The sequence below is a fragment of the Stenotrophomonas sp. 109824_Sma genome (genome assembly GCF_056480025.1).
This window is the reverse complement of record NZ_CM151078.1, coordinates 599,643-622,964: the sequence shown is the minus strand read 5'-3', so window position 1 is coordinate 622,964 and position 23,322 is coordinate 599,643. Positions and strand designations below refer to the sequence as shown.

19 protein-coding genes are annotated in these 23,322 nt (G+C 64.5%); 7 read left to right on the top strand and 12 right to left on the bottom strand.

Annotated features, from left to right (window positions below; translation table 11 throughout):
• Window positions 1-47: 47 nt before the first annotated feature.
• The 4 genes from ACZK1G_RS02880 (at window position 48) to ACZK1G_RS02865 (ending at window position 6,549) form a co-directional block, all read left to right on the top strand.
• Window positions 48-866 carry an ABC transporter permease gene (locus ACZK1G_RS02880; protein ID WP_101764909.1) on the top strand — a complete coding sequence of 273 codons (819 nt, stop codon included), beginning with the start codon at window positions 48-50 and terminating at the stop codon, window positions 864-866.
• Window positions 856-2,172 carry an ABC transporter ATP-binding protein gene (locus tag ACZK1G_RS02875; RefSeq protein WP_101764908.1) on the top strand — a complete coding sequence of 439 codons (1,317 nt, stop codon included), beginning with the start codon at window positions 856-858 and terminating at the stop codon, window positions 2,170-2,172. Before ACZK1G_RS02880 ends, ACZK1G_RS02875 begins: the two co-directional genes overlap by 11 nt.
• Window positions 2,169-5,114 carry an FkbM family methyltransferase gene (locus tag ACZK1G_RS02870; protein WP_101764907.1) on the top strand — a complete coding sequence of 982 codons (2,946 nt, stop codon included), beginning with the start codon at window positions 2,169-2,171 and terminating at the stop codon, window positions 5,112-5,114. The genes ACZK1G_RS02875 and ACZK1G_RS02870 overlap by 4 nt, the downstream gene beginning before the upstream one ends.
• 142 nt (window positions 5,115-5,256) lie before the next feature.
• Window positions 5,257-6,549 (top strand): acyltransferase family protein, encoded by a 1,293-nt coding sequence (locus ACZK1G_RS02865; protein WP_101764906.1) that lies wholly within the window; start codon window positions 5,257-5,259, stop codon window positions 6,547-6,549.
• Window positions 6,550-6,575: 26 nt separating this feature from the next.
• Here the strand turns inward: ACZK1G_RS02865 and ACZK1G_RS02860 are convergent, their stop codons facing one another.
• The 10 genes from ACZK1G_RS02860 to ACZK1G_RS02815 all read right to left on the bottom strand — a co-directional run bounded on the left by ACZK1G_RS02860 (window position 6,576) and on the right by ACZK1G_RS02815 (window position 16,762).
• On the bottom strand, window positions 6,576-7,730 hold the full coding sequence (locus tag ACZK1G_RS02860) for a glycosyltransferase family 2 protein (protein ID WP_197621927.1): 1,155 nt from the start codon (window positions 7,728-7,730) through the stop codon (window positions 6,576-6,578).
• Complete coding sequence (locus ACZK1G_RS02855) at window positions 7,730-8,032, bottom strand: hypothetical protein (RefSeq protein WP_101764904.1); 303 nt, start codon at window positions 8,030-8,032, stop codon at window positions 7,730-7,732. The genes ACZK1G_RS02860 and ACZK1G_RS02855 overlap by 1 nt, the downstream gene beginning before the upstream one ends.
• Before the next feature lie 15 nt (window positions 8,033-8,047).
• Window positions 8,048-10,003 carry a glycosyltransferase gene (locus ACZK1G_RS02850; protein ID WP_233490830.1) on the bottom strand — a complete coding sequence of 652 codons (1,956 nt, stop codon included), beginning with the start codon at window positions 10,001-10,003 and terminating at the stop codon, window positions 8,048-8,050.
• Window positions 10,000-11,115: an SDR family oxidoreductase gene (locus ACZK1G_RS02845; protein ID WP_478448037.1), complete on the bottom strand. Its 1,116-nt coding sequence runs from the start codon at window positions 11,113-11,115 to the stop codon at window positions 10,000-10,002. Before ACZK1G_RS02845 ends, ACZK1G_RS02850 begins: the two co-directional genes overlap by 4 nt.
• Before the next feature lie 10 nt (window positions 11,116-11,125).
• On the bottom strand, window positions 11,126-11,806 hold the full coding sequence (locus ACZK1G_RS02840; RefSeq protein ID WP_236251837.1) for an FkbM family methyltransferase: 681 nt from the start codon (window positions 11,804-11,806) through the stop codon (window positions 11,126-11,128).
• A 177-nt stretch (window positions 11,807-11,983) separates the two neighbouring features.
• Window positions 11,984-13,159 carry a cystathionine gamma-synthase gene (locus ACZK1G_RS02835; protein WP_101764900.1) on the bottom strand — a complete coding sequence of 392 codons (1,176 nt, stop codon included), beginning with the start codon at window positions 13,157-13,159 and terminating at the stop codon, window positions 11,984-11,986.
• Between the two features lie 123 nt (window positions 13,160-13,282).
• On the bottom strand, window positions 13,283-14,653 hold the full coding sequence (locus ACZK1G_RS02830; protein WP_101764899.1) for a pyridoxal-phosphate dependent enzyme: 1,371 nt from the start codon (window positions 14,651-14,653) through the stop codon (window positions 13,283-13,285).
• 301 nt (window positions 14,654-14,954) lie between these two features.
• Complete coding sequence (locus ACZK1G_RS02825) at window positions 14,955-15,191, bottom strand: HP1242/YdcH family protein (protein WP_005407964.1); 237 nt, start codon at window positions 15,189-15,191, stop codon at window positions 14,955-14,957.
• A 324-nt stretch (window positions 15,192-15,515) separates the two neighbouring features.
• A complete protein-coding gene (locus tag ACZK1G_RS02820) occupies window positions 15,516-16,400 on the bottom strand; it encodes an OmpA family protein (protein ID WP_101764898.1) in 885 nt (294 codons plus the stop codon).
• Entirely contained in the window at window positions 16,397-16,762 is a 366-nt protein-coding gene (locus tag ACZK1G_RS02815; protein ID WP_053497944.1) for a DUF4398 domain-containing protein, read from the bottom strand. The genes ACZK1G_RS02820 and ACZK1G_RS02815 overlap by 4 nt, the downstream gene beginning before the upstream one ends.
• A gap of 121 nt (window positions 16,763-16,883) precedes the next feature.
• Here ACZK1G_RS02815 and ACZK1G_RS02810 point away from each other — a divergent pair, with 121 nt between their 5' ends.
• The 3 genes from ACZK1G_RS02810 to ACZK1G_RS02800 all read left to right on the top strand — a co-directional run bounded on the left by ACZK1G_RS02810 (window position 16,884) and on the right by ACZK1G_RS02800 (window position 20,865).
• Window positions 16,884-18,011: a PilT/PilU family type 4a pilus ATPase gene (locus ACZK1G_RS02810; protein ID WP_014645840.1), complete on the top strand. Its 1,128-nt coding sequence runs from the start codon at window positions 16,884-16,886 to the stop codon at window positions 18,009-18,011.
• 129 nt (window positions 18,012-18,140) lie between these two features.
• Window positions 18,141-19,424 carry a putative DNA modification/repair radical SAM protein gene (locus ACZK1G_RS02805; protein WP_101764897.1) on the top strand — a complete coding sequence of 428 codons (1,284 nt, stop codon included), beginning with the start codon at window positions 18,141-18,143 and terminating at the stop codon, window positions 19,422-19,424.
• Window positions 19,405-20,865, top strand: a complete 1,461-nt coding sequence (locus tag ACZK1G_RS02800; RefSeq protein WP_101764896.1) for a UdgX family uracil-DNA binding protein — start codon at window positions 19,405-19,407, stop codon at window positions 20,863-20,865. The genes ACZK1G_RS02805 and ACZK1G_RS02800 overlap by 20 nt, the downstream gene beginning before the upstream one ends.
• 45 nt (window positions 20,866-20,910) lie before the next feature.
• On the opposite strand, the gene maiA is transcribed toward ACZK1G_RS02800, so the two are convergent.
• Together maiA and ACZK1G_RS02790 are read right to left on the bottom strand one after the other, a co-directional pair.
• A complete protein-coding gene (maiA, locus tag ACZK1G_RS02795; RefSeq protein ID WP_101764895.1) occupies window positions 20,911-21,579 on the bottom strand; it encodes a maleylacetoacetate isomerase in 669 nt (222 codons plus the stop codon).
• A gap of 14 nt (window positions 21,580-21,593) precedes the next feature.
• A complete protein-coding gene (locus tag ACZK1G_RS02790; protein WP_101764894.1) occupies window positions 21,594-22,583 on the bottom strand; it encodes a fumarylacetoacetate hydrolase family protein in 990 nt (329 codons plus the stop codon).
• Window positions 22,584-23,322 lie beyond the last annotated feature (739 nt).

Here is a 23,322-nt window from a genome sequence, read left to right as displayed (position 1 = left end):
CTCCGGCGCGAAGTAAACTAGGGGGTCGTCCCCTTTGTCACCGATGAATGGAAGCCTACCCCAGTTCCCCGCTGCATCTACTGCGCAGCCTGCGCCATAATCGCGGCTTGGTCGTAGCCTTGGCCGCCCGAGAAATTGCAGCCCGCTACCGGGGGTCCCTGCTGGGACTGGCTTGGGCGCTGGTGCAGCCAATTTTCATGCTGGCCATCTACACCTTCGTGTTCAGCGAGGTCTTCAAGGCGCGTTGGCCCGGTGGCAGCGGCTCGCGCACCGAGTTCGCCCTGGTCCTGTTCAGTGGCCTGCTGGTGTTCAACCTGTTCTCGGAAGTATTCAACCGCGCTCCCACCCTCATCGTGGGCAACGCGAACTACGTGAAAAAGGTCGTCTTCCCGCTCGAAGTGCTGCCATGGGTGAGCGTGCTCACGGCCATGTTCAGCCTGGCCGTGAACCTGGTGGTGTGGCTGCTGTTCTATCTGGTCTCGACGGGCCTGCCGCCGGTGACCGCCCTGCTCGCCCCGGTGGTCATGCTGCCGATGGTCCTGTTCATGACCGGCGTCGCCTGGCTGCTGTCGGCACTGGGCGTGTTCCTGCGCGACACCGCACAGATCACGGCGATCATCACCACCGCGGTGATGTTCCTGACCCCCATCTTCTATCCGATCGACGCGATCCCGGCCTCGCTGCGGCCGTTCCTCAACATCAATCCACTGGCGCCGATCGTCGCTCAGATGCGAGATGTCCTGATCTGGGGCAAGGGCCTGGACCCGGTGCTGTACCCCGTCTGCCTACTGGTTTCAGCATTGGTTTTCATCGCCGGCTTCGCCTTCTTCCAACGCACGCGCAGGGGGTTTGCCGATGTGCTCTGACATCGCGATCCAGGTGCGTGACCTGGGAAAGTGCTTCAACATCTACGAAAAACCCGCTCACCGCTTGATGCAGATGCTCTGGCGTGGCCATCGGCAGTACTACCGCGAGTTCTGGGCACTCCGCGAAGTGGGCTTCACGATCCGTCGCGGCGAGACGGTCGGCATCATTGGCCGCAACGGCGCCGGCAAGTCCACGTTGCTACAGATGATCTGCGGCACCCTCACCCCGACCGAGGGCGAGATCACCGTCAATGGCCGGGTCGCGGCGCTGCTGGAACTCGGGGCCGGCTTCAATCCGGAGTTTTCCGGCCGCGAGAACGTCTACCTGGCCGCTTCGCTGTATGGCGTCGATCGCGAGACGGTGTCCAAGCGCTTCGACGCCATCGCGGCGTTTGCCGATATTGGCGCCTTCATCGAACAGCCAGTAAAAACCTACTCCAGCGGCATGTACGTTCGGCTGGCGTTCGCGGTAATCGCGCACGTGGACGCCGACATCCTCATCATCGATGAGGCGTTGAGCGTGGGTGATGCCTACTTCCAGCAGAAGTGCATGCGTTTCCTGGCCGGCTTCCAGCGCCAGGGCGGCACCCTGCTGTTCGTCAGCCATGACATGGGTGCGGTCAACGCGCTGTGCGCGTCCGCCGTGCTGCTTCGCCGTCAGGCAGGGCACTACCTCTGCGATGTAGGCAGCGCCCGTGAAATCTCCGCTATCTACCTCCGGGACCTTTACGCTGACCGCATGGAGGCTCCTGAAGCCGTGGGCCCGCAATCAGCGCGACCGGGCAACTATCAAGCAGCCAACGTGCAGGCCACCCGCTTCCATGCTGGCAGCTTCCGCACCGAGGCCGATGGATTCGGAGCAGGCGGCGCGGTGATCGAGCACGCTGTGTTCACCGATGTGGATGGAAATGCGCTGACCGAGTTCACCTCCAACGATGACGTTCACCTCTCCATCACTGCACGCGCAGGCAAGACGCTTGCCTATCCGGCAATCGGCTTCATGCTGAAGGATCGCAAAGGGCAGTTCGTCGTTGCGGAGAGCTCGGACAGCTACCTGCGGGAGGAGGCCATCTCAGTCGAGGCCGGCAGCACATTCACGGTCGCCTTCCAGATGCGCCTGCCGCGGCTCGTCCGTGGCGAGTACAGCCTGGATGTAGCCTTAGCCGAAGGCCCCGGCGATGATCACGTCCAGCATCATTGGCTGCACGACGTAATCGTGCTGACGGCCCTCAATTCCCAGCTTGTTCACGGCATTTCCGGTGCGCAGCCGCTGGATGTCTCGTTCCGAACGTCGCACAGCACATGACCACGATCAACGGGCGCCATGGCGTCTTCGAAACCCTTCCGGGCGACTCTGTCGTCGCTGATTCGCTCCGCTGGTATGGCGAATGGGCTGAAACAGAGCTGGACCTTCTGCGTCGTTTTGTCCCGACGGGCGGCGTGGTGGCCGATGTGGGCTCCTTTATCGGCACCCACGCCGTCGCACTGGCGCGCGCAACTGGCACGTTGGGGCAGGTGCTGGCGTTCGAACCCCGCCGCAATACGTTCGCGGTGCTTGGCCGCAACATCCATCGCAATGCCCTGGATGCTGTCATCAAGGCCCGGAATGTGGGGGTATCCGACCAGCCGGGCACGATTCACCTCCTTGATCCGGAGGAAGGCAGTCAGAACCTGGGCAGCTTGGCTCTGGTAGATCAGGGTGGCGGCTACGAGGTTGAACTGATAACCCTCGACATGCTTGAACTGCCGCGACTGGACCTGATCAAGATCGACGTCGAAGGCATGGAGGCAAATGTCATCCGCGGCGCGCGACAAACACTCGAGCGCTGCCGGCCAGTGGTGTTCGCCGAATGCAACTCGGTCAGCGGCGCTGCGTCAACGCTGGCTGCATCGGAAAACTTGGGCTATCGCGCATTCGGATCGATCTATCCCGCGTACAACCCTGACAATATCAACGGCTGCCCGGATAACTTCTTTGGTAGCAACGCCGAATGCGCGCTGTTCCTGGTGCCAAAGGAGCGCGTGGATGACCTGCCCCTGCAGGACATGCGCGTGATCAACACTCTGGAGGACGTGGTGGCTCTGCTGCTCGAAAAGCCGCAGTACCTGCCAGAGATGCTCCCGGATGCCCCGGAGGTGGAAGCCGTGCACCGGCAGGCACCGCACGCCGTCGACGCAGAGGCGCAGGTTCACCCGCCACTGCACGTGGTGGTCCCCTTCTATCGCAACGAACAGCTCGTCGCACCGCTGATGCGTGGACTGCGCAGTGTCTCCGGAGAGCTGATCGCCGCACGCGCATCAGTCTGGTTCTACAACGACAGCCCTGGCCACGAGGGCCTGGCGCTTGCCCTGGATGAAGCACTGCAGGCCGGCCTGGAGGGCGTACCGCTCGAGGGCATCGCCAACGAGGACAACCTTGGCTTCATCGGTACCTGCAACCGCGCGTTTGCCCGCGCGATCGAAGAGGGGGCCGACGTACTTCTGCTCAATTCCGATACCGAAGTGATGCCCGGTGCAATCGCCGAAATGCTGGCCGTCGCCGGGTTAGATCCCATGTTCGGTTTCGTCTGCCCTCGCAGCAACAATGCCACCCTGGCCAGCCTGCCCCACTCGTTCGAGCACAAGGATGTCACCGCCGACGAAGCCTTCGCCCGCTTTGCGCCGCTGGCACGAAGGCTGCCACGCTGCACCCTGGCACCGACTGCCATCGGCTTCGCGCTCTGGATCCGTGGCACGTTGCTCTCCGAGTTCGGCGTATTCGACACAGCGTATGGCAAGGGCTACAACGAAGAGAACGACCTGATCATGCGCGCCAATCGCGCAGGCTATCGGGCGGTGCTGGCCAACCATGCCTTCGTATGGCACCAAGGCGAGCAGTCCTTCGCCACCACCCAGCAGCAGCGAAGCGAGCGTGACGCACACAACGGAGCGTTGCTGCGCGCGCGTTATCCGGAATACCCGAAGCTGGTCGAACGCTACTATCATTCACCCGAGTACCGTGCCGAGACGCTGCTTGAGGCGCTCGAACCAACGGATTCGCCGCGAACGATCGCGTTCGATTTTTCCTCGTTCGGCGCCTTCCACAACGGCACGTTCGAGTCGGGGGTGAAGCTCGTCGCTGCGGCACTACGCTCCTGGCCCGACGAAGTGCGCATCGGCGTGATCATGACTCTGGAGGCATGGGACTTCCACGGCATGCCGCGTCTAACTGGCCTGACCCGGCTTGAGCCCGGACAGAGCAATGGGCAGGCGGCAGCCGTCGTGCGCATCGGCCAGCCCTACCAGGTGGACGTACTCACCCGGCTGTTCAGCACGGCTCCAGTAGTGGGCATTTTCATGCTCGACACCATCTCCAGCGACTGCGGATATCTTGCGCTGGACATGGATGAAGACATCTGGCGCTTCGCGCTGGAGAACATGAGCGTGCTGTTCACCAACTCTGCGTTCACGCTGGATCGCATCCGCCAGCGCTACTCGATCGCCCCCCACGTGATGCAGAGCGTGTCGCGCCATTCACTGGATCCGGCTGATTATGCCGAGCACGAGCCGGGTGCGGCAGCTGGCAACCATATCCTGGTGATCGGTAACCACTACGCACACAAGTTCGTGAAGGAAACGGCAGACGCATTGGCCGATGCCCTACCGGGCCGCAGGATCATCGCCATCGGTTACCCGCAGGATGTGGAGCGATCAAAGGACATCGAAGCATTCCAAGCCGGCCATATCGATGACCAGACGTTCCGTGCGTTCTATCGCGATGCCGAGCTGGTGGTGTTCCCGAGCCACTATGAGGGCTTCGGTTTCCCGGTCCTGCACGCACTGGCGCACCACCGCCCGGTGTTCGTGCGCGATACCGGGCTGAACCGGGAGCTGGCCGGGCAGATAGCCACGTCAGCCAACATCCACCGCTATGAAACCACCCGCGAACTGGTCACACGCCTCAGCGCCGGCATCCCGGCCTGGAGCAACCAACGACGGCCAGGCGAAGCGGATGGATGGCGGCGTTCAGCTCTCGAGGTCTACGCCACTCTCAACGAGGCAATGCGTCGCGTCGATGCGAAGCAGGTCGCCACAGCCCTGCGCCGACTGGATGGACTGGCCGCGACATTGCCTCCTCCGTCGCTACGTACCACCGGCCAGCGTACCGGCGTCCGCTTGGGTCGCATGATTGACAGGCTGTTGCGTGTTCCGGGAATGTCCAAGCTGGCGCGCGGACTTGCTCGGGTGTATCGCGGCACACGTGGCTGATGATGGATCGTGCCAGCACCCATGCTGGCACGATTACTGGCAGATGAAAGCATCGCCGCCGACAGGCGGAGGCGGATGTGGTAGCTTTCGCTAGCCTGTCCCACAGCTACCACCCCTTCCATGTCCCGGATAGACCTGATCCATGGCCCTTGCTGAAAAGCTGCTACCTAATCCGGACAAGAACATTCCCTTCCTCGACGCGGTGCGCGGAATCGCCGTGCTCTTCGTTCTGGTGCGTCATGCATGGGGCCTTTCATGGTCGCCATCGGCAAGCATCGCAGGCGTCGAGCTGTCACGCATCATCGTAATGATGTCCTCGGGTGTGGACCTGTTCTTCGTCCTCAGCGGCGTCCTGCTCTCCACCCGCTTCCTTCGCGCTGATGCAAATGGCAAGCCGGCGCCCGAATACCTACCCTACATCAAAGCACGCATCCTTCGGATCGGCCCGCCCTACTGGCTGGTGCTGTTCCTCGTGGTCCTGTTCTACACCCCGGTGTTCATTCCACAGGAGAAGGTCTGGAGCACGGCCGGCGCAGCCATATTCATCAGCCACCTGGCATTCGGCCAATCGCTGTTCCTGTTCTCCTTCGGCGCTTACAGCGTAGGGACGCCCTTCTGGACGCTGACCATTGAGATGCTCTTCTATCTCGTGCTGCCACTGGTGGTCCGTGCCTTCTACCGCGGCCGATGGTGGCAGGGCATTCTTGCTGCCTTCCTGCTCAGCAGCGTGTGGCTATACCTGTGCCGCTACCACCTCGATGGCTTGGTTGATTTCCTCCAGCGGCATACCTTTGGCCTCGGTTGGTCGAGCGAGGGCGTCCGCTTCTTCCTCAGCCACCAGATCCTGGGCTATCTACCTCACTTCGCGATCGGCATCGGCATCAGTGCGCTGCTGCTGAAGCCACGCACGCATCCCTTGCTGACCGAAACCGCCGGCCTGCTTTATGCACTGCTTGGGGCTGCGCTGCTGCTTGCGCTCATGTTCAAGCTTGGTGGCCTGTCTCTGGCCTACGGATTCCAGGATCCCACGGCCTACTTCCGAGCAGACGATCGGGCTGCACGGCTGTTCTACTACTTTGAATCAATGCCATTTGCCGTCGCGTACGGCCTCATCATCCTGGGCCTTTCGCTTGGCAGCAGCATGCTCAAGCGCAGCTTCGCCAGTATTCCAGGACTGGCATTGTTCGGCGTGCTGGGGTACTCGATCTACCTGATTCACATGCCGCTGCTGTACACCATGAACAACCACTACTGGATCGCTGCGGAAACGCATCCCTGGTGGCATTTGGCGAAGTTCCTGACCGCGGGAACCGGCGTGATCCTGCTGCTTTCGCTGATCCTGTTCCTGACCGTCGAAAAGCCTTCGATGATATGGTCCGCACGCGCCAGCCAACGCGTGCGGACGCCCCCACGGCCCAGTGCCACAGGGCATTGAGCCGCAAAGACCGCGATCCGGCGATGTCAGATCGTCGCCGGATAGTTTCCAAAGCCGGGGCGAGCCACCGAAGCGAATTCGGCCGACAGGGACTCCGCCACGCTCCCGCGGTCGAACAGGTTCAATACAGAGGGCTCCGCGCCAAACACGGAGCGGATCTGCGCCCCCAAGCCTCCGGATGCCAGCTTCATGGGCAGACGGAAGCCGCGGAACGATGCCACTACCTCGCCCTGCACTGCGTCGGGTGAGAACTGAACAATGACCTGGCTCTCGTCACTGCGATCGCGCGCCACCCAGCCTACATCAATGCCGTAGCCGAACTGCCGGCCCGCGCTGATCACCAACTTGCGAATCGCATCCTCGTGCGCCCTGGAAAGGACACCGGACTGTACGAACGCGTCCACCTGCTGGCGGAACAACGGATAGCGCAGATCGATGATCGCCTCATTCCCGGGTACCGTGGTCGCATTGAGCGACACGATGCCCGCGTCCAGATTGGAACCACGTCCGTGGTGGAACACGTAGGTCCCCGGCGCCAGTGCAATGCGGTACCCAGCCGCCAGGCTTCGCAGGCTCCAGTCCGTTTCTTCGCAGTAACCACGACCAAAACAAGGATCCATGATCCCGACCTCGCGCACGACATCGGTTGAGATCAGGATGCAGAAGGAAATACCTGCCGGAATATCCATCGCTGCGTTGCCGAAATGACCCGCCAGACCCGCATGCACCCAATCCACCACACCCTGGTCATGCAGGAAGCGGTTGGGATCTTCATTCGGCAACGAATAGATCGAAACGTTGTTGGACCAGGCAGTGACCGAACCGACGCCTGGCTGCCGGGAAACCTCCAGCATCTGCCCCATCAGGTCGCGCGGATACAGCACGTCCGAATTGCTGATCACCACGTAGTCATAGCCACGCTTGACCGCAGTCAGCATGCCAAGGCTCACGTTGCGCGGAATGCCCAGGTTGCGCGGCGTCCGGTAGTACATAACGTCGCGCTCACGACAGAACTCAGCCAGTTCCTCGCTCCAGCCCGGCTCAGGGCTGGCATCGTCCAGCACCAGTACGTCGATCTGTGCGTGCGTCTGGTCCATGCGAATCGCACTTTCGATGGCTGCGGGCACAAAGGCCCGTCCGTTGTAGACGGTGATGCAATGGAGAATGCGTGGCCGCGCCATCAGAGGAACCGCCGCAGCTTGCCACTGAAGATCGCCGCAATCTGCACCGCGCGCGACGACCGCACGCGCTCGAACCGCTCCTGCAGTTCAGCATGCTCGGCAACGAGAGCTGGCGGAACCACCGGTGCAACCCGATGTGTGGCCTGCTCCACCTTGATGCGCTCCAGTTCGGAACGTGCGCTGATCAGTTCACGGCTCATTGACGTCAAGCGCGAGGTCAGGTCCATTACACGGGCGTTGGCGACTTCGAAGTCGATCAGCGCCTGCTCCAGGGAAATTCCATCTAGGTCAGTGGTATTCATGCGTTCAATCTTCCATTAATGGCGCGGTGCGCCAGCCAGGATCTGGCGGTAGGCGTGGACCAGGTCAGTGGCGGTTGCGTCCCAGGTCAGCGGGGCACCACTTGCAAGGATGTGACGGATGTTGCGTGTGCCCTGCTGCGGATCTTCCAGCAACTGCTGGCAGTAGTCGGCCATGTGCTCCGGGTCCCAGTCGCGCGGCAGTTCCGGTGAGTCAATCAGCTCACGCAACGGCCCGAAGTTCACATGGGCCGTGGGCGTGCCCATGGCTGCGGCCTCAAAGGGCACCAGGCCGAATCCCTCGGCGGATGTTGGATACAGCACGATGGCCGCATGGCGCAGCAGCCAGTTACGCGTGGCACTGCTGACGTCCGGCAGTACCAGCAGCGCATCTTCGTCCGACGTCCGCCTTGCCAGAGCCTCTTCCTGTCGGGACGATCCCTTGGCAACGACGGCACCTGCCAATACCAGCCCGATGGCATGCCCACGCTTGCGCAGGGTGTTCCAGGTACGGATGGCCAGGTCACGATTCTTGTGCGAGTAGCTGGCGCCAAGCACGAGCAGGAAGGGCATCGCGGCCATGCCACGAGCCACCAGCTCCGCCGGAATCTGTTCCACATCGGTATCCGCCAGGTGATCGCCGCCATTCTTCGCAATGTGGATACGCTGGAGGTCGATCGGCAGCCGCTCTTCAACGAGGGAATCGCGGGTGTCGGCAGAAATGGCGATGATCGCATCAGCGTTGCGCGAAGCAGTCTCGATGTTGCCTCGGTACTGCAGCCAACGCTCGCCGCTGTCGTGGTAACTGCCGATGCGATAGGCAATCAGGTCCTGCAGGGTCACCACCGTGCGCTTGGCGAGTTGGCGCCAACGATCCCACGGGATCAGGCTGTCGGGCTGGAAGGGGCGATGCAGTATGTCCACTTCGTCAGCACCCTCGAAGCGAAGGTTCGCCGCATTGCAGAGGTTGACCTTCGGCTGCAGCATCAGGTCGGCGGCATATACTGGGAGATGACCGTGCGGCACGGCCAGGATCACCCGACTGACATCTTCGCGGCGCAGCAAAGCGCGCACCAGCGCCAACGTTTGCACCTGGGTTCCCATCTCCATCGGCCCCAGACAGGAGCCATCGATCAGAATGCGCAGCCCCTGCACCTTCGACCTGGCAACATCCAGGGCGATTGCCAACGGCGATTTCGCCGATGCACGAAGCTCGTCATGCAAGGCTGGGAAACTGGCATCCGCAGCATGCAACGACGCGCGCGACGCCGGATCTTCGGTCGCTTCCACGGGAGCACCCGTACCCGTCCACTGCGCGGTCACATAGCTGCCAGCGTCAAGCACATGGCGGAAGCCGCGGCGCGCACTGCGCAGACCGAACTCAGCCAGTGACAGCGAAACCAGATTGTCGCGCTGGTCGTCCAATCCCCCCAACGCACGCAGAACAGACGCGTTGACCAGCACGACCGGCCCCACCGGAACCTGCAGCGACACCGGCCCACTGTCCGGCAAGGTCTGCCGGAGGCGCTCGCACACTGCCGCTTCATCCATACCACCGATTCCATAGGGCGTGGGCGAGTTACGGTAGGGGAAGCTCAGCGTTCCAGCAGCATTGGACAGGAACGATACCGATGCGATACGCGGATCGTCGCGCATCCAGGCAAGCGCCCGCTGCAGCAATGCGGGCGGCACCGCCACCGGAGAGCCGGCCACGAGCACCGCTTCGAGGCCAGGATGCTGTTCGAGCACAACGGCCATGCCCGCCGACAACGTCCACGTCGGCATGAGCTGTGCCTTGGCACCCTTGAAGCAGCGCTCTGCGTTTACGTTGTCCCAGGCAGCAATGAAGCAGCCGTTGCTGTCATGCAAGTTCTCCAGCGAACGTACCGAATCCAGCCAGTCCCTCGGTGAGCCCGTGATCGCCGCCAGGGTGACGACAGCGCAGGGCTCGTCCATGGACGCAGACTGGCTCATGCGTACCCCCGCTCGATCAGCCACTGGCCAACGCGGCGCGCACCTTCGTCGAAGGACACCTGGGCATGCACATCCAGAGAGGCTGCCAGCGGCGCCGCATCGGCAACCGCCCAGCGCACGTCGCCATCGCGGAACTTTCCGCAGACCACCGGGGCCGGAGCGTCGTGCATGGCTGCGATCGCCCGGGCGGCATCGGCAATGGTGGTGACCACGCCGCTGCCAACGTCAAGAGTACGTACACTCGACGGCGGACTGCGCAGGCCTGCGATCAAGGCAGCCACCACGTCGTCGATGTAGACGAAATCACGCCCGATCAATCCATCTTCATAGATATCCAGCGCCTGCCCCTTGCGCGCCAGACGGTGGAACAGCGTGATGATGCCGGTATAGGCATTGAAGGGTGACTGGCCCGGCCCATACACGTTCTGCAGGCGGAAGACCGACAGCGGCACCTGCATCGCACCACACCAGGCTGCAAGGATGTGCTCCTGCGCCAGCTTCGTGCCGCCATACACGCTGGTCGGGGCCGGGAACACAGCGTCTGCGCGATGCGGCAGGGGCTGCGCCGGACCGGTGGCCGAAGGGGAGACCGCGTCCCACTGTGCCCGTGCCAACACGGCATGCGAACGCGGCGGCGGATAGAACGTCGTGCCATCGGCATCCAGCCATGCGCCTTCGCCATACACCGCGCGACTGGAGGCCAGCAGCACATGGTCAGGCACCAGATTGCGGGCCGAGAACGCATCGATCATTGCCGTGGTTCCCACGACATTGACGTGCGCGTGACGCGACGCCTCGGTCAATGACTGCCCAGTGCCGGTTTCTGCCGCAAGGTGAACCACGATGGACGGATGCCAACGGTCCAACACCTGCTCCCACGTCTGCATTTCTGTCACATCGCCAATGTAAAGTTCGGCGCTGGGGTCAAGAGCATCCGGGCGACGGGATTCTGCGTGAATCTGCGGATGCAGGTTGTCCACCGCAACGATCGGCAATCCAAACTGCTTGAGGTGCGCGGAGAGTGCGCACCCGATGAAACCTGCGCCGCCTGTGACGATTACTGCTTTCTGCATTGTCATCAATTCCTTGTTCGTTCTAGTGGCCGTTGCCACGCAACATCTTTCAGTCGCGGGATAGCAACAGATCTACCTGGCCCGACGGGCCGGCAGTTGCGCAGTGGCGAAGAATCTCGCCGTTGTTCAATTCCTGCAGCGAGCCATCCCCTATCACCAGCAGGCGCAGGCCGAACGCGCGATAGGCATCCAGCGCCTGCAGGGGGTCGATGTGCTCGGCACGCAGCAGCGCCGGGCTGAATTCCACGACGATGCGTATGCCCGGCGATCGCGCGATCACGCCGGTCATGCCACGCAGCACCTGCAGCTCGTACCCCTGCACGTCGATCTTGACGACGTCGGCCTGCAACTCCGGATACAGGGCATCCAGGCTGATGCAGGGCACCAGCATGTCCACGGCATCGTCATCCACGCCACGGGTATCGCCCAGGTTGTTGGGCGAGCTGCGCAGCCCGATGACACCACGTGCCTCACCCAGCGCACAGGCATGCACGCGGACGCGATCACCGTGCGGCCAGACGTTGAGCCGAAGCAGATCACTCATCCTCGGCTGCGGCTCGAACGCCAGGGTGCGCAAGGCGGGATACCGCTTCGACAGCAGGCAGGAGAAATAGCCCACATTTGCGCCGACATCGATGAACACGCCCTCGGCGCGGTTCCTTGCTGCGTCAAGCAGCACCTTGCCAACCTCGGCGTCCCAGTGCCCGCTGTTGCGGGCATGCTCGCGCATCACCTGATCTTCCACTGGAAACCAAAGGTCGCCAGCATCGGTGGCAACGCGCTCCACGCGCCAACCCTGGATACCTTTCGGCACGCGCGACGCTATGCTGTCCCCGTCTCCACGGTCAAATGCGCTCATTGCTGCTCCAGGTTGCAGTTGCACCATGTCACGCCCACAGGTGGGGGCCTATACCGCCAGCGCCCTCTCCAGATCCACCTGCAGGTCCCCCAATTCTTCAACACCCACGCTCAGCCTTACCAGCGCATCGCTGATCCCCAGCTGCTCCCGGCGCGCCACCGGAATCGAAGCATGGGTCATCACCGCCGGGTGGTTGACCAGGCTTTCCACGCCGCCCAGCGACTCGGCCAGGGTGAACAGCTCGGTCTTCTCGCAGAAGCGCTTGGCGGCCTCGAAACCGCCCTTGAGCACGATCGAGACGATGCCGCCGTAGCCGGCCATCTGCTTGCCGGCCAGCTCATGCTGCGGGTGCGAGGCCAGGCCCGGGTAGATCACCTTCTCCACCGCCGGGTGCTTTTCCAGCCACTGGGCCAGCGCCAGCGCGTTGGCGCAATGCGCCTTCATGCGCAGCGGCAGGGTCTTCAGCCCACGCAGGGCCAGGAAGCTGTCGAACGGGCCCTGCACGCCACCCACCGAGTTCTGCAGGAAGGCCATCTGCTCGGCCAGTTCGGCGTTGTCGCCGACCACGACCATGCCACCGACCATGTCCGAGTGGCCATTGAGGTACTTGGTGGCCGAATGCAGGACCAGGTCCGCGCCCAGTTCCAGCGGGCGCTGCAACATCGGCGATGCGAAGGTGTTGTCGACCACCACGATCAGGCCATGGCGCTTGGCGATGGCGGCGACCGCGGCGATGTCGACGATCTTCAACATCGGGTTGGTCGGGGTCTCGATCCAGACCATCTTCGTCTTCGACGTGATGGATGCCTCGAACGCGGCCAGATCGGTCAGGTCGACGAAGCTGAAATCCAGCCCGGCGGTGCGGCGACGCACGCGCTCGAACAGGCGGAAGCTGCCGCCGTAGATGTCATCCATCGCCACCACATGGCTGCCGGCGTCCAGCAGCTCGATCACGGTCGAGCTGGCCGCCATGCCCGAGGCGAAGGCGAAGCCGCGGGTGCCGCCTTCCAGCGAGGCCACGCAGCGCTCATAGGCGAAGCGGGTCGGGTTGTGGGTACGCGAGTACTCGAAGCCCTGGTGCTCGCCCGGGCTGGACTGCGCATAGGTCGAGGTGGCGTAGATCGGCGGCATCACCGCGCCGGTGCTGGGGTCGGGCGACTGGCCGCCGTGGATGGCCAGCGTGGCCAGGGCCAGCGCGCGGTCCGGGGAAGAAGCGTTGGACATGTCGTTTCCTGATTGGCGCCGATGACCGGCGCCGTCGAAGGAGCGGGAGTCTATCAGCGCGGCCTTAACGAGCTTTGACGCGGATAAACCGGGATTCAGCAGCGATCTGCGGCGATAAACGCCTTACTGAACGCGCCGACGCAGGTAATTCAGCAGGTCGATGCGGGTGATCAGGCCGAGGAAAGCGTCGCCGTCCATCACGATCGCCACCTGGCCGCGGTCGAACACCGGCAGCAGGGCCTCGATCGGCGACTTCACGTCCAGCCGGTCCAGCTTGCTGACCATCGCGGTGGCGACGGTGTCGCGGAAGCGCGCTTCATCGCCATAGACATGCAGCAGCACGTCGCTTTCGTCGACGATGCCGACCAGCTGCTCACCGTCCATCACCGGCAGCTGCGAGACGTCGTACAGCTTCATGCGCTGGTAGGCGGTGGTCAGCAGGTCGTTCGGGCCGATCACCACGGTGTCGCGCTGGCCATACGGGCGCAGGATCAGGTCACGCAGGTCGCCGTGCTGCGGGCGCTGCAGGAAGCCGTTGTCCAGCATCCAGTAGTCGTTGTACATCTTCGACAGGTATTTGTTGCCGGTGTCGGGCACCAGCACCAGCACCTTCTTCGGCGTGGTCTGCTCGCGGCAGTACTTCAGGCCGGCGGCCAGCAGGGTGCCGGTGGACGAACCGCCCAGGATGCCTTCCTTGCCCAGCAGTTCGCGCGCGGTGTGGAAGCTCTCGGCATCGCTGATGGCATACGCCTTCTTGACGCGGCTGAAATCGGAGATCGACGGCAGGAAGTCTTCGCCGATGCCTTCCACCAGCCAGCTGCCCGACTTGTCGTTGAGCACGCCGTCATTGATGTACTCGGCCAGGATCGAGCCGACCGGGTCGGCCAGCACCAGCTCGGTCTTCGGCGACAGCTTGGCGAACGCGCGCGACAGGCCGGTCATGGTGCCGGAGCTGCCGCAGCCGAACACGATGGCGTCGAGGTCACCGCCCATCTGCTCGAGGATTTCCGGGCCGGTACCGAACTCATGCGCGGCCGGGTTGTCCGGGTTGCCGAACTGGTTGATGAAGTAGGCGCCCGGGGTCTGCTCGGCAATGGTCTTGGCCAGGTCCTGGTAGTACTCGGGGTGGCCCTTGGCGACGTCCGAACGGGTCAGGCGCACTTCGGCGCCCATCGCCTTCAGGTTGAAGATCTTTTCCCGGCTCATCTTGTCGGGAACGACGAGGATCAGCTTGTAGCCCTTCTGTTGGGCCACCAGGGCCAGGCCGAGGCCGGTGTTGCCGGCCGTGCCCTCGACCAGGGTCGCGCCCGGCTTCAGGTCACCCCGCTGCTCCGCCGCCTCGATCATCGACAGGCCGATGCGATCCTTGATCGATCCGCCCGGGTTGGCGCTCTCCAGCTTCAGGTAGAGCTCGCAGACGCCGGTGTCCAGGCGCTGGGCCTTGACGATCGGGGTCTGGCCGATGAGTTCGAGGACGGAAGAATGAATGGGCATTCGGAGGACTTTCGATTCGCGCCACGCAGGGCCGGACCGATGATTATCCGACGGATGGCGCTGATTGTCAGGTCGGTGCAGGCATGCCGCCCGCCTGCCCCATGAAGGGATGCGGGCGGCCCCGGATCGACGAGGAGACCGGTACCGCCCGCATCGGTGAGTTGTGCCTGCAGGCCAAGGCACCACCGCCTGTGGTGCCTTGGCGCGGCCGCCTCATCGGCGGTGCCGCGATGCCGGGGCAGGAACGCCCGGCGGGGCCATCGATGGCCGGGTCACGCCGTTCCGGGCGCGACGGGGTGCGTCAAAGCGTGGGGGACGTCGTTGGGAGCGGTGTTTCGTACATTCGCAGAAGTCGTTGCTTGGCCAGCAGCTTCTCACGCTTCATGCGACCCAGGGTGACATCATCGATCGGGAGTACACCCAACTCCGCGTCCATGCACTTCTTGTTCAACTTGCGGTGCTGGTCATGGAGTGCCCTGAACTCCGGATCACGCGCGCGACGGGCGTCGATCTCGCTCTGGGGCTGATCTTCAAACATGATGGACCTCCTTCGACAGATACACGAACGCCCCGGCCGCAGGGCACGGGGCGTTGTTCATGGAGGAGCGCCGGTCGATGGCCACCTGGACGCCTGCAACGACCTGCGGCACTGGCCTGCGCACGTCGATCTGCTGCGGTTCGCGCCCTGCTTGCATCGGCCCGGCTCTCCCATCGTCCGGTCCGCGGCATTGCGTCCCGGACGATTGACCCTACGCCTGCTCAAGGCGGGGTACAAGACCCCTGCGTCAAAAAGACCGAACCCCGCCGGGGCGGGGTTCAGGCTGAATGCTCATCGCAACGAAAAACAAACAATATCAATGCATTACGGGGCGATGATGACCTCGGCCGAGCGCGCCCGGGTGGAGGCGGCCTTCTTGCCACTGACCTGGATCCGGTTGCTGGCGACACCGGCCGAGACCAGGGCATCGCGCAGCGCTTCGGCACGCTTCTGGCCCACGCCATTGGCGTTGTCGTAGGCCTCGATGCGCAGGCGGCCCTTCTTGCCGATGTTCAGGTACTCGGCCAGCGCCTTGGCCTGGTTGCGGGCGCCACCGGACAAGCTGGAGGCGCCTGCGGCGAACGCGTCGCCATTGAAGGTGAAGACTTCGCCACGGCCATCGAACTTCGAACCCGGCAGCTTCTGCCCGGACACCAGCTCGGCTTCCTCGCGGGCCAGCTTGGCGGCGTTCTGCTGGGCGGCGCTGAGGCGCTGCTGCTGCTTGCCGGCCACGCTGGTCAGGGCGTTCTCGGCGTCCTGGCGGGCCAGGGTTTCGGCTTCGGCCGCCTGGCGCAGGCGTTCGGCCTCCTCCGCCTGCATCTGCGCCTGCATGCGCAGCTGCTCGGCTTCCTGGCGGGCACGGGCGGCGTCGCGGCGGCTGGCTTCGATCAGCAGGTCGCTGCGGGTACGTTCCAGGCGGTCGACCTCGCGCGCGGCCATCGCGGTGCGCACGGCGGTCTCGGCAATCTCCACCCGGCGCTCGGCCAGGTAGGTGGCCAGCTCCTGGTCGCGGCGCTTGGCCTTGTCCAGGGTTGCGATCGCCTGCTGCGCCTGCATGCGCTCGAAGGCGCCCAGCTCAGCGGTGTCGGGGTTGGCCTGGATGGCCATCAGGCGCTGGCTCAGCTGCGCCACCATCGGGTTCTCGGCGGCCATGGCCAGGGTCGGCAGCGCCAACAGCGCGGCCAGGGTTGCGGCGGTCATCGGCTTCACCGGCGATCCTCCCCGGTCGACAGCTGGCGTTGCAGCTGGTTGACCTCGTTGCGGCGCAGCTGCAGCTGCGCGGTGACGGTGGCTTCCTCGCTGCGGACGCGGGCCAGGTCGGCATCGGCGGCGGCGCGCAGGGCTATCGCCGGGGCGTTCTTGCGCTCGCGGCGGTCGCCGGCGGCGCGCTGGGCCTGCTCCAGCCCCTGCCGGGCCAGCCCGATCAGGTCCGGGGCGTACTGGTCGGCATCGGCCTGGGTGGCCTTGTCGACCGCCTGCCGGGCCTGCGCCAGCTCCAGGGCGGCGTCCTGCGCCCAGGCGGGGGCAGACAGTGCGAATGCAAACGCCATCACATACAGGCCATGGCGCATTCGTGCGAAGCTAAGTCGTTTCATTGGGGAGGCCGTACCGGTTGTCGGTTCACGGCCATTGTCGTCAAGCCGACACCGTGCTGGCAACGGGCGTCGGCCGTTTCGTTGGGGAAAATTCGCAATGGATATCGGCTACTTCCTGAAGCTGATGACCGAAAAGAACGCTTCGGACATGTTTCTGACCACCGGGGCACCGGTCTACATCAAGATCGAGGGGAAGCTTTATCCGCTGGGCAACACCGGCCTGCCGCCGGGCATGGTCAAGAAGATCGCCTACTCGCTGATGGACGAAGGCCAGGTGCCGCAGTTCGAGCGCGAGCTGGAGCTCAACATGGCCATCGCCCTGCCCGATGCCGGGCGCTTCCGCGTCAACGTGTTCAAGCAGCGGGGCGAGGTCGGCATGGTCATCCGTGCCATCCGCAGCCGCATCCCGAGCATCGAGGAGCTGAACCTGCCGCAGGTGCTGAAGGACGTCATCATGACCCCACGCGGGCTGGTGCTGGTGGTGGGGTCCACCGGTTCCGGCAAGTCCACCTCGCTGGCGTCGATGATCGACCACCGCAACAGCACCACCACCGGTCACATCCTCACCATCGAGGACCCGATCGAGTACCTGCACAAGCACAAGATGTCGATCGTCAACCAGCGCGAGGTCGGGCTGGACACCCATGCCTTCCACAACGCGCTGAAGAACGCGATGCGTGAAGCGCCGGACGTGATCCTGATCGGCGAAATCCTGGATGCGGAAACGATGGAGGCGGCGATCGCCTTCGCCGAAACCGGCCACCTGTGCCTGGCCACACTGCACTCCAACAACGCCGACCAGACCATCGAGCGCATCCTCAACTTCTTCCCGGAAAGCGCGCACAAGAACGTGCTGATGAACCTGGCGCTGAACCTGCGCGCGGTGATCAGCCAACGCCTGGTGAAGAACAAGGAGGGCCGCCGCCTGCCAGCCACCGAGGTGCTGATCAACACGCCAATGATCCGCGACCTGCTGCGTCGCGGCCAGGTGCACGAGATCAAGGCCGCGATGGAAGGCTCGTTGGAAGAAGGCATGGAGAGCTTCGACCAGTGCCTGTTCCGGCTGGCCAAGGCGGGCATCATCGAGCAGGAGGAAGCGCTGCGCGCGGCCGACTCGCGCGATGGCCTGGCCCTGAAGTTCCGCCTGTCCGAAGGCAGCAGCGGCGAGCACGACCCGTACGCCGACTTCTCGGCGGGCGCACCCAGCATCACCCACGGCTTCTGACCGCACGAAAAAGGGGACGGAGGGGATTAAGTCGTATATGCACTTGCGACGCCCCTCCCTCCGCCCCCTCTTCTGAAGCGTTCAGGGGCGGTCTCATCCAATGAGACCCCTCATCCGTAGGTTTCCTCAATGGAAACCATCCGCAAGCTGGCCATTCTGGCCGACGCCGCCAAATACGACGCCTCCTGCGCCTCCAGCGGTTCGGGCAAGCGCGATTCTCGCGCCAGTGGCGGTATCGGCAGCACCGAGGGCATGGGCATCTGCCACAGCTACACACCCGATGGCCGCTGCGTTTCGTTGCTGAAGATCCTGCTGACCAACTTCTGCATCTACGACTGCGCTTATTGCGTGAACCGGGTTTCCAGCAACGTGCCCCGAGCACGTTTCAGCGTGGACGAGGTGGTCGCGCTCACCCTGGACTTCTACAAGCGCAACTACATTGAGGGCCTGTTCCTGTCCAGCGGGATCATCCGCAATGCGGACTACACCATGGAACAGATGGTGGAGGTTGCCCGGCAGCTGCGCGAAGAACACCGTTACGCCGGCTACATCCACCTCAAGACCATTCCCGAGGCCTCGCCGGAACTGCTGGCCAGTGCCGGGCGCTATGCCGACCGCCTGTCCATCAACGTGGAACTGCCGACCGAAGCCGGCCTGAGCGCCTTGGCGCCCGAGAAGACGGTGCATTCGATCCGCGGCGCGATGGGCGAACTGCGCTGGCGCATCGAGGAAGCCAAGGAGGCACGCAAGGCCCCCGCCGCGGTGGCGCCGACGGCAAGCCGCAGCGCACGCCCGCGCCCTCCCCGTTTCGCACCGGCCGGACAGAGCACCCAGATGATCGTCGGCGCGGACGGGGCAAACGACCAGCAGATCCTGGCAAGCGCCGAGAGTCTGTACGGCAACTACCGCATGCGCCGGGTGTATTACTCCGCGTTCAGCCCGATTCCGGACGCCAGCCGGCAGCTGCCACTGCAGCCACCGCCGTTGCAGCGCGAACACCGCCTTTACCAGGCTGACTGGCTGCTGCGCTTCTACGGGTACGGTGTGGATGAGATTACCGATACCACCCAGGACGGCATGCTCGATCTGGACATCGACCCGAAGATGGCCTGGGCGATCCGCCATCCCGAGCGCTTTCCCGTGGACCTCAACCGCGCACCGAAGGAAATGCTGCTTCGCGTACCCGGGCTGGGCGTGCGCAATGTCAAACGCGTGCTGATGGCGCGCCGCCACGCGCGGCTGCGCGTGGCCGACATCGCCCGCCTGAAGGCACCGATGAGCAAGCTGCTGCCGTTCGTGCAGCTGGCCGACCACCATCCGCGCAGGGCGCTGGACGATCCGGCGGCGCTGCGCGCGCAACTGGCCCCGCCTCCGCGACAGGGTTCGCTGTTCGATGCACCGTCTGCGGCCTGACACGCAGCGCTGGTCGCTGCGGGTGGATCCGCCATGGTCGCTGGAGGCCTGGCGCAACGGTGCGCGTGAAGCCCTGCTGCGCGACGTCGCGCCGGAGCAGCTGGACTGGCTGGAGGGCAGCGACGCATCACTGCTGGATGCGCCCGCGGTCACCTCGGCGCCTGTGCAGGCCGATGCTGGCGCACCGAACGTACCGCGCGACTTCCTGGAGCTGGCGGCCACCTGCCTGTGTCATCGCGACGGGCAGCGCATGGCCCTCCTGTACCGGTTGCTGTGGCGCATCACCCATGGCGAACGCTCGGTGCTGTCAAACCCCGCCGATGCCGACGTACTGCGGGCGATGGCCATGGCCCAGGCGGTCCGCCGTGACACGCACAAGATGAAGGCATTCGTCCGCTTCCGCGAGGTGCCTGGCCAGCCTGATGCGTTCATCGCCTGGTTCGAGCCACAGCACCACATTGTCGATCGGGTCGCGCCGTTCTTCGCGCGCCGCTTCACCGGCATGCGCTGGGCCATTCTCACGCCTTCGCGCAGCGTCGCCTGGGATGGGCAGGCGCTTGCTTTCGGCCCCGGCGCACGGCGCGAGAATGCCCCGGCCGAGGACGCACGCGAGTCGCTGTGGCAGACCTACTACGCGAGCATCTTCAATCCGGCACGGCTCAACACACGGATGATGATGCAGGAGATGCCGGCAAAGTACTGGCGCCACCTGCCTGAAGCACAGTTGCTGCCACGCCTGGTGAGGGACGCGTCCGACCGCGTGCAGGAAATGCATGACCGTCCCGCGCAGGCACCGCAACGCCGGATTCCCCTGCGAGCGAACGCTGCGACATCGGCGACCGATGCCAGCAGCCTGGAGAATCTGCGCGGACAGGCCAGCGCCTGCCGCCAGTGCCCGCTCTGGGAGCAGGCCACGCAGACCGTGTTCGGGCATGGGCCAGCAGGCGCCGCGGTGATGCTGATCGGAGAACAGCCTGGCGACACCGAGGATCTACGTGGACAGCCGTTCGCAGGACCTGCCGGCCAGGTGCTGGACCGCGCACTGGCGGAACTGGGAATCGATCGCGCCCAGCTGTACCTCACCAACGCGGTGAAGCACTTCCACCATGAACGGCGCGGCAAGGTGCGGCTGCACAAGCGGCCGGAGAGCCACCACGTCCAGGCCTGCCGCCCTTGGCTGATGGGTGAGATCGCACGCGTGCGGCCGCAGGTGATCGTGTGCCTCGGCGCGACTGCGGCAGCCTCGGTATTTGGTCGTGATTTCGACCTCTCACGCGACCGCGGACGCTGGCACACCTTCGAGGATGGCACGCGCGGCTACGCCACGGTGCACCCGGCATGGGTGTTGCGGCAGACCGACGATGCGCGCCGCGAGGATGCCTACCGGTTGTTCCGCGATGACCTGGCCCGATTGCAGCAAAAAGGAGACGGAGGGAATTAAGTCGTAAGTGCATTTACGACTTAATTCCCTCCGTCCCTTTTTCTTTCAGGCGGCGTCGGGCTGGTTTTCCGGGCGGGCGCGATCGAAGGCGTCCACTGCCTGGCACGCCGCTTCAATGCGGCGCAGGGTCGGGTACGGCGTCAGGTCCAGGCCGAAGCGATGCGCGTTGTACAGCTGTGGCAGCAGGCAGATGTCGGCCAGGCCGGGACGGTCGCCGTGGCAGAAGGTGCCGGTGTCACTGCTGTTGGCCAGCAGTGCTTCCATTGCCTGGAAGCCCTCGGCGATCCAGTGCAGGGTCCACTGCGTGCGGGCATCGGCCGGCAGCTGCAGGGTGCGCTCCAGGTACTGCATCACCCGCAGGTTGTTGATCGGGTGGATGTCGCAGGCCACCAGCTGGGCCAGCGCGCGCACCCGCGCGCGGCCAGCGGCGTCGGCCGGCAACAGCGGCACCTGCGGGAAGCGCTCATCCAGATACTCAAGGATCGCCAGCGACTGGGTGAGCGCATGCCCATCATGCAGCAGGGTGGGCACCAGCTGCTGCGGATTGAGCGCGCGATAGGCGTCCAGGTGCTGTTCGCCGCCCTCGCGCACCAGGTGCACCGGCCGCGCGTCCCAGGCCAGGCCCTTCAGCTCCAGGCCGATGCGCACGCGGTAGGCGGCGCTGGATCGCCAGTAGGTGTACAGCACGATGCCGTCGTCGACCGGGATCTCCATCGCCGCCTCCCTGCTCAGGGCTTGGCCGCCTGTTCGATGCGCTGCTCGATCGCACCGAAGATGCTGTTGCCTGCGGCATCGAGCATCTCGATGCGGACCACATCGCCGAAGGACATGAACGGCGTGCTCGGCTTGCCGTCACGCAGGGTTTCGACCACGCGCTGCTCGGCGAAGCACGATGCGCCCTTGCTGGTGTCCTCGTTGGCGATGGTGCCCGAGCCGACGATGGTGCCGGCGCCCAGCGGACGGGTCTTGGCCGCATGTGCGACCAGCTGGGCGAAGTTGAACTGCATGTCCACGCCCGCTTCCGGTGCACCGAACCACTGGCCGTTGATGTGGGTCAGCAGCGGCAGGTGCACCTTGCTGTCCTGCCATGCAACGCCCAGTTCGTCGGGAGTGACGAACACCGGCGACAGCGCCGAGCGCGGCTTGGACTGCAGGAAGCCGAAGCCCTTGGCCAGCTCGCCCGGAATCAGGTTGCGCAGCGAGACATCGTTGACCAGGCCGACCAGCTGGATGTGGCCCGCCGCCTGTTCCGGGGTGGCGGCCATCGGCACGTCGTCGGTGATCACCACGATCTCCGCTTCCAGGTCGATGCCGTAGTCCTCGCTGACCACCTTGACCGCATCGCGCGGGCCGTAGAAGCCTGCGCTGGTGGCCTGGTACATCAGCGGGTCGGTGTAGAAGCTCTCCGGCACCTCGGCGCCACGGGCACGGCGCACGCGCTCGACATGCGGCAGGTAGGCGCTGCCATCGACGAACTCATAGGCACGCGGCAGCGGTGCGGCCAGCGCCTGCGGATCGAGGTCGAACACGCCATCGGCGTCGCCGGCATTGAGCGATTCGTACAGAGCGTTCAGGCGCGGCGCGATGTGGCTCCAGTCCTCCAGGGCCTGCTGCAGGGTGGCGGCAATGCCGGTGGCGCGCACGCCGTGGCGCAGGTCACGCGAGACGACGATCAGGGTGCCGTCGCGGCCGCCTTCCTTCAAAGAACCAAGCTTCATGGGTGGGTGTCCGGAGTCGTGGGCAAACAAGTTTCAAGTGTAATCAAATCTGCGGCGGCGCCAAGCTGCAGCGCGGCATCGGCCCACCCTACCGCAGGAGGGGGTTCGGCAGGGCTTGCAGCCCTGCACCTGCTTCAAGCCAAGGCAACAGCCGACGCAACAGCAACAGCGGACATTCCGTGGGATGGCGGGGTACTGTGGGTTTGCGGGGACGCCGTAAACCCATCCATGGGGGCTTGGTCGCGGCATCCATGCCGCTCACACCCCGCAAACCCACAGGACCCCGCCTTCGACAGTAGGCCGGTGGCCAGTAGATCCACGCCATGCGTGGATGAATCTGTCAGATATCGAATGAAACTCCGGGGTCAGATCCGTTTCGGGAGGAAAACGGATCTGACCCCAAGCCGTTCCGACAGATCGCGGAAAACTGTCGAAGGCGGGGTGGGTCCGGTGGCAGGGGCGTGAGCGGCATGGATGCCGCGACCGAGCCTACATGGACGTATTCACGGCGTCCCCTACCACCGGACCCACCCCGCCTACCCACAGGAACCCGGCTTTTGACGTTGCTCTGGCCTTGGCTCCGGCCTCTGCAGGTGCAGGGCGCAGCCCTGCAGAGAGACCCCCTACCTGAACAGGCCTTTTTGCGTGAAGTCTCAAATATCGTTTAGACTTGCGGGGTCTGCAGCGGCCGTCCGTTTCCCTCCGGGATCGCCGGCGACCTGGGTCCGCCCTCTTCGCC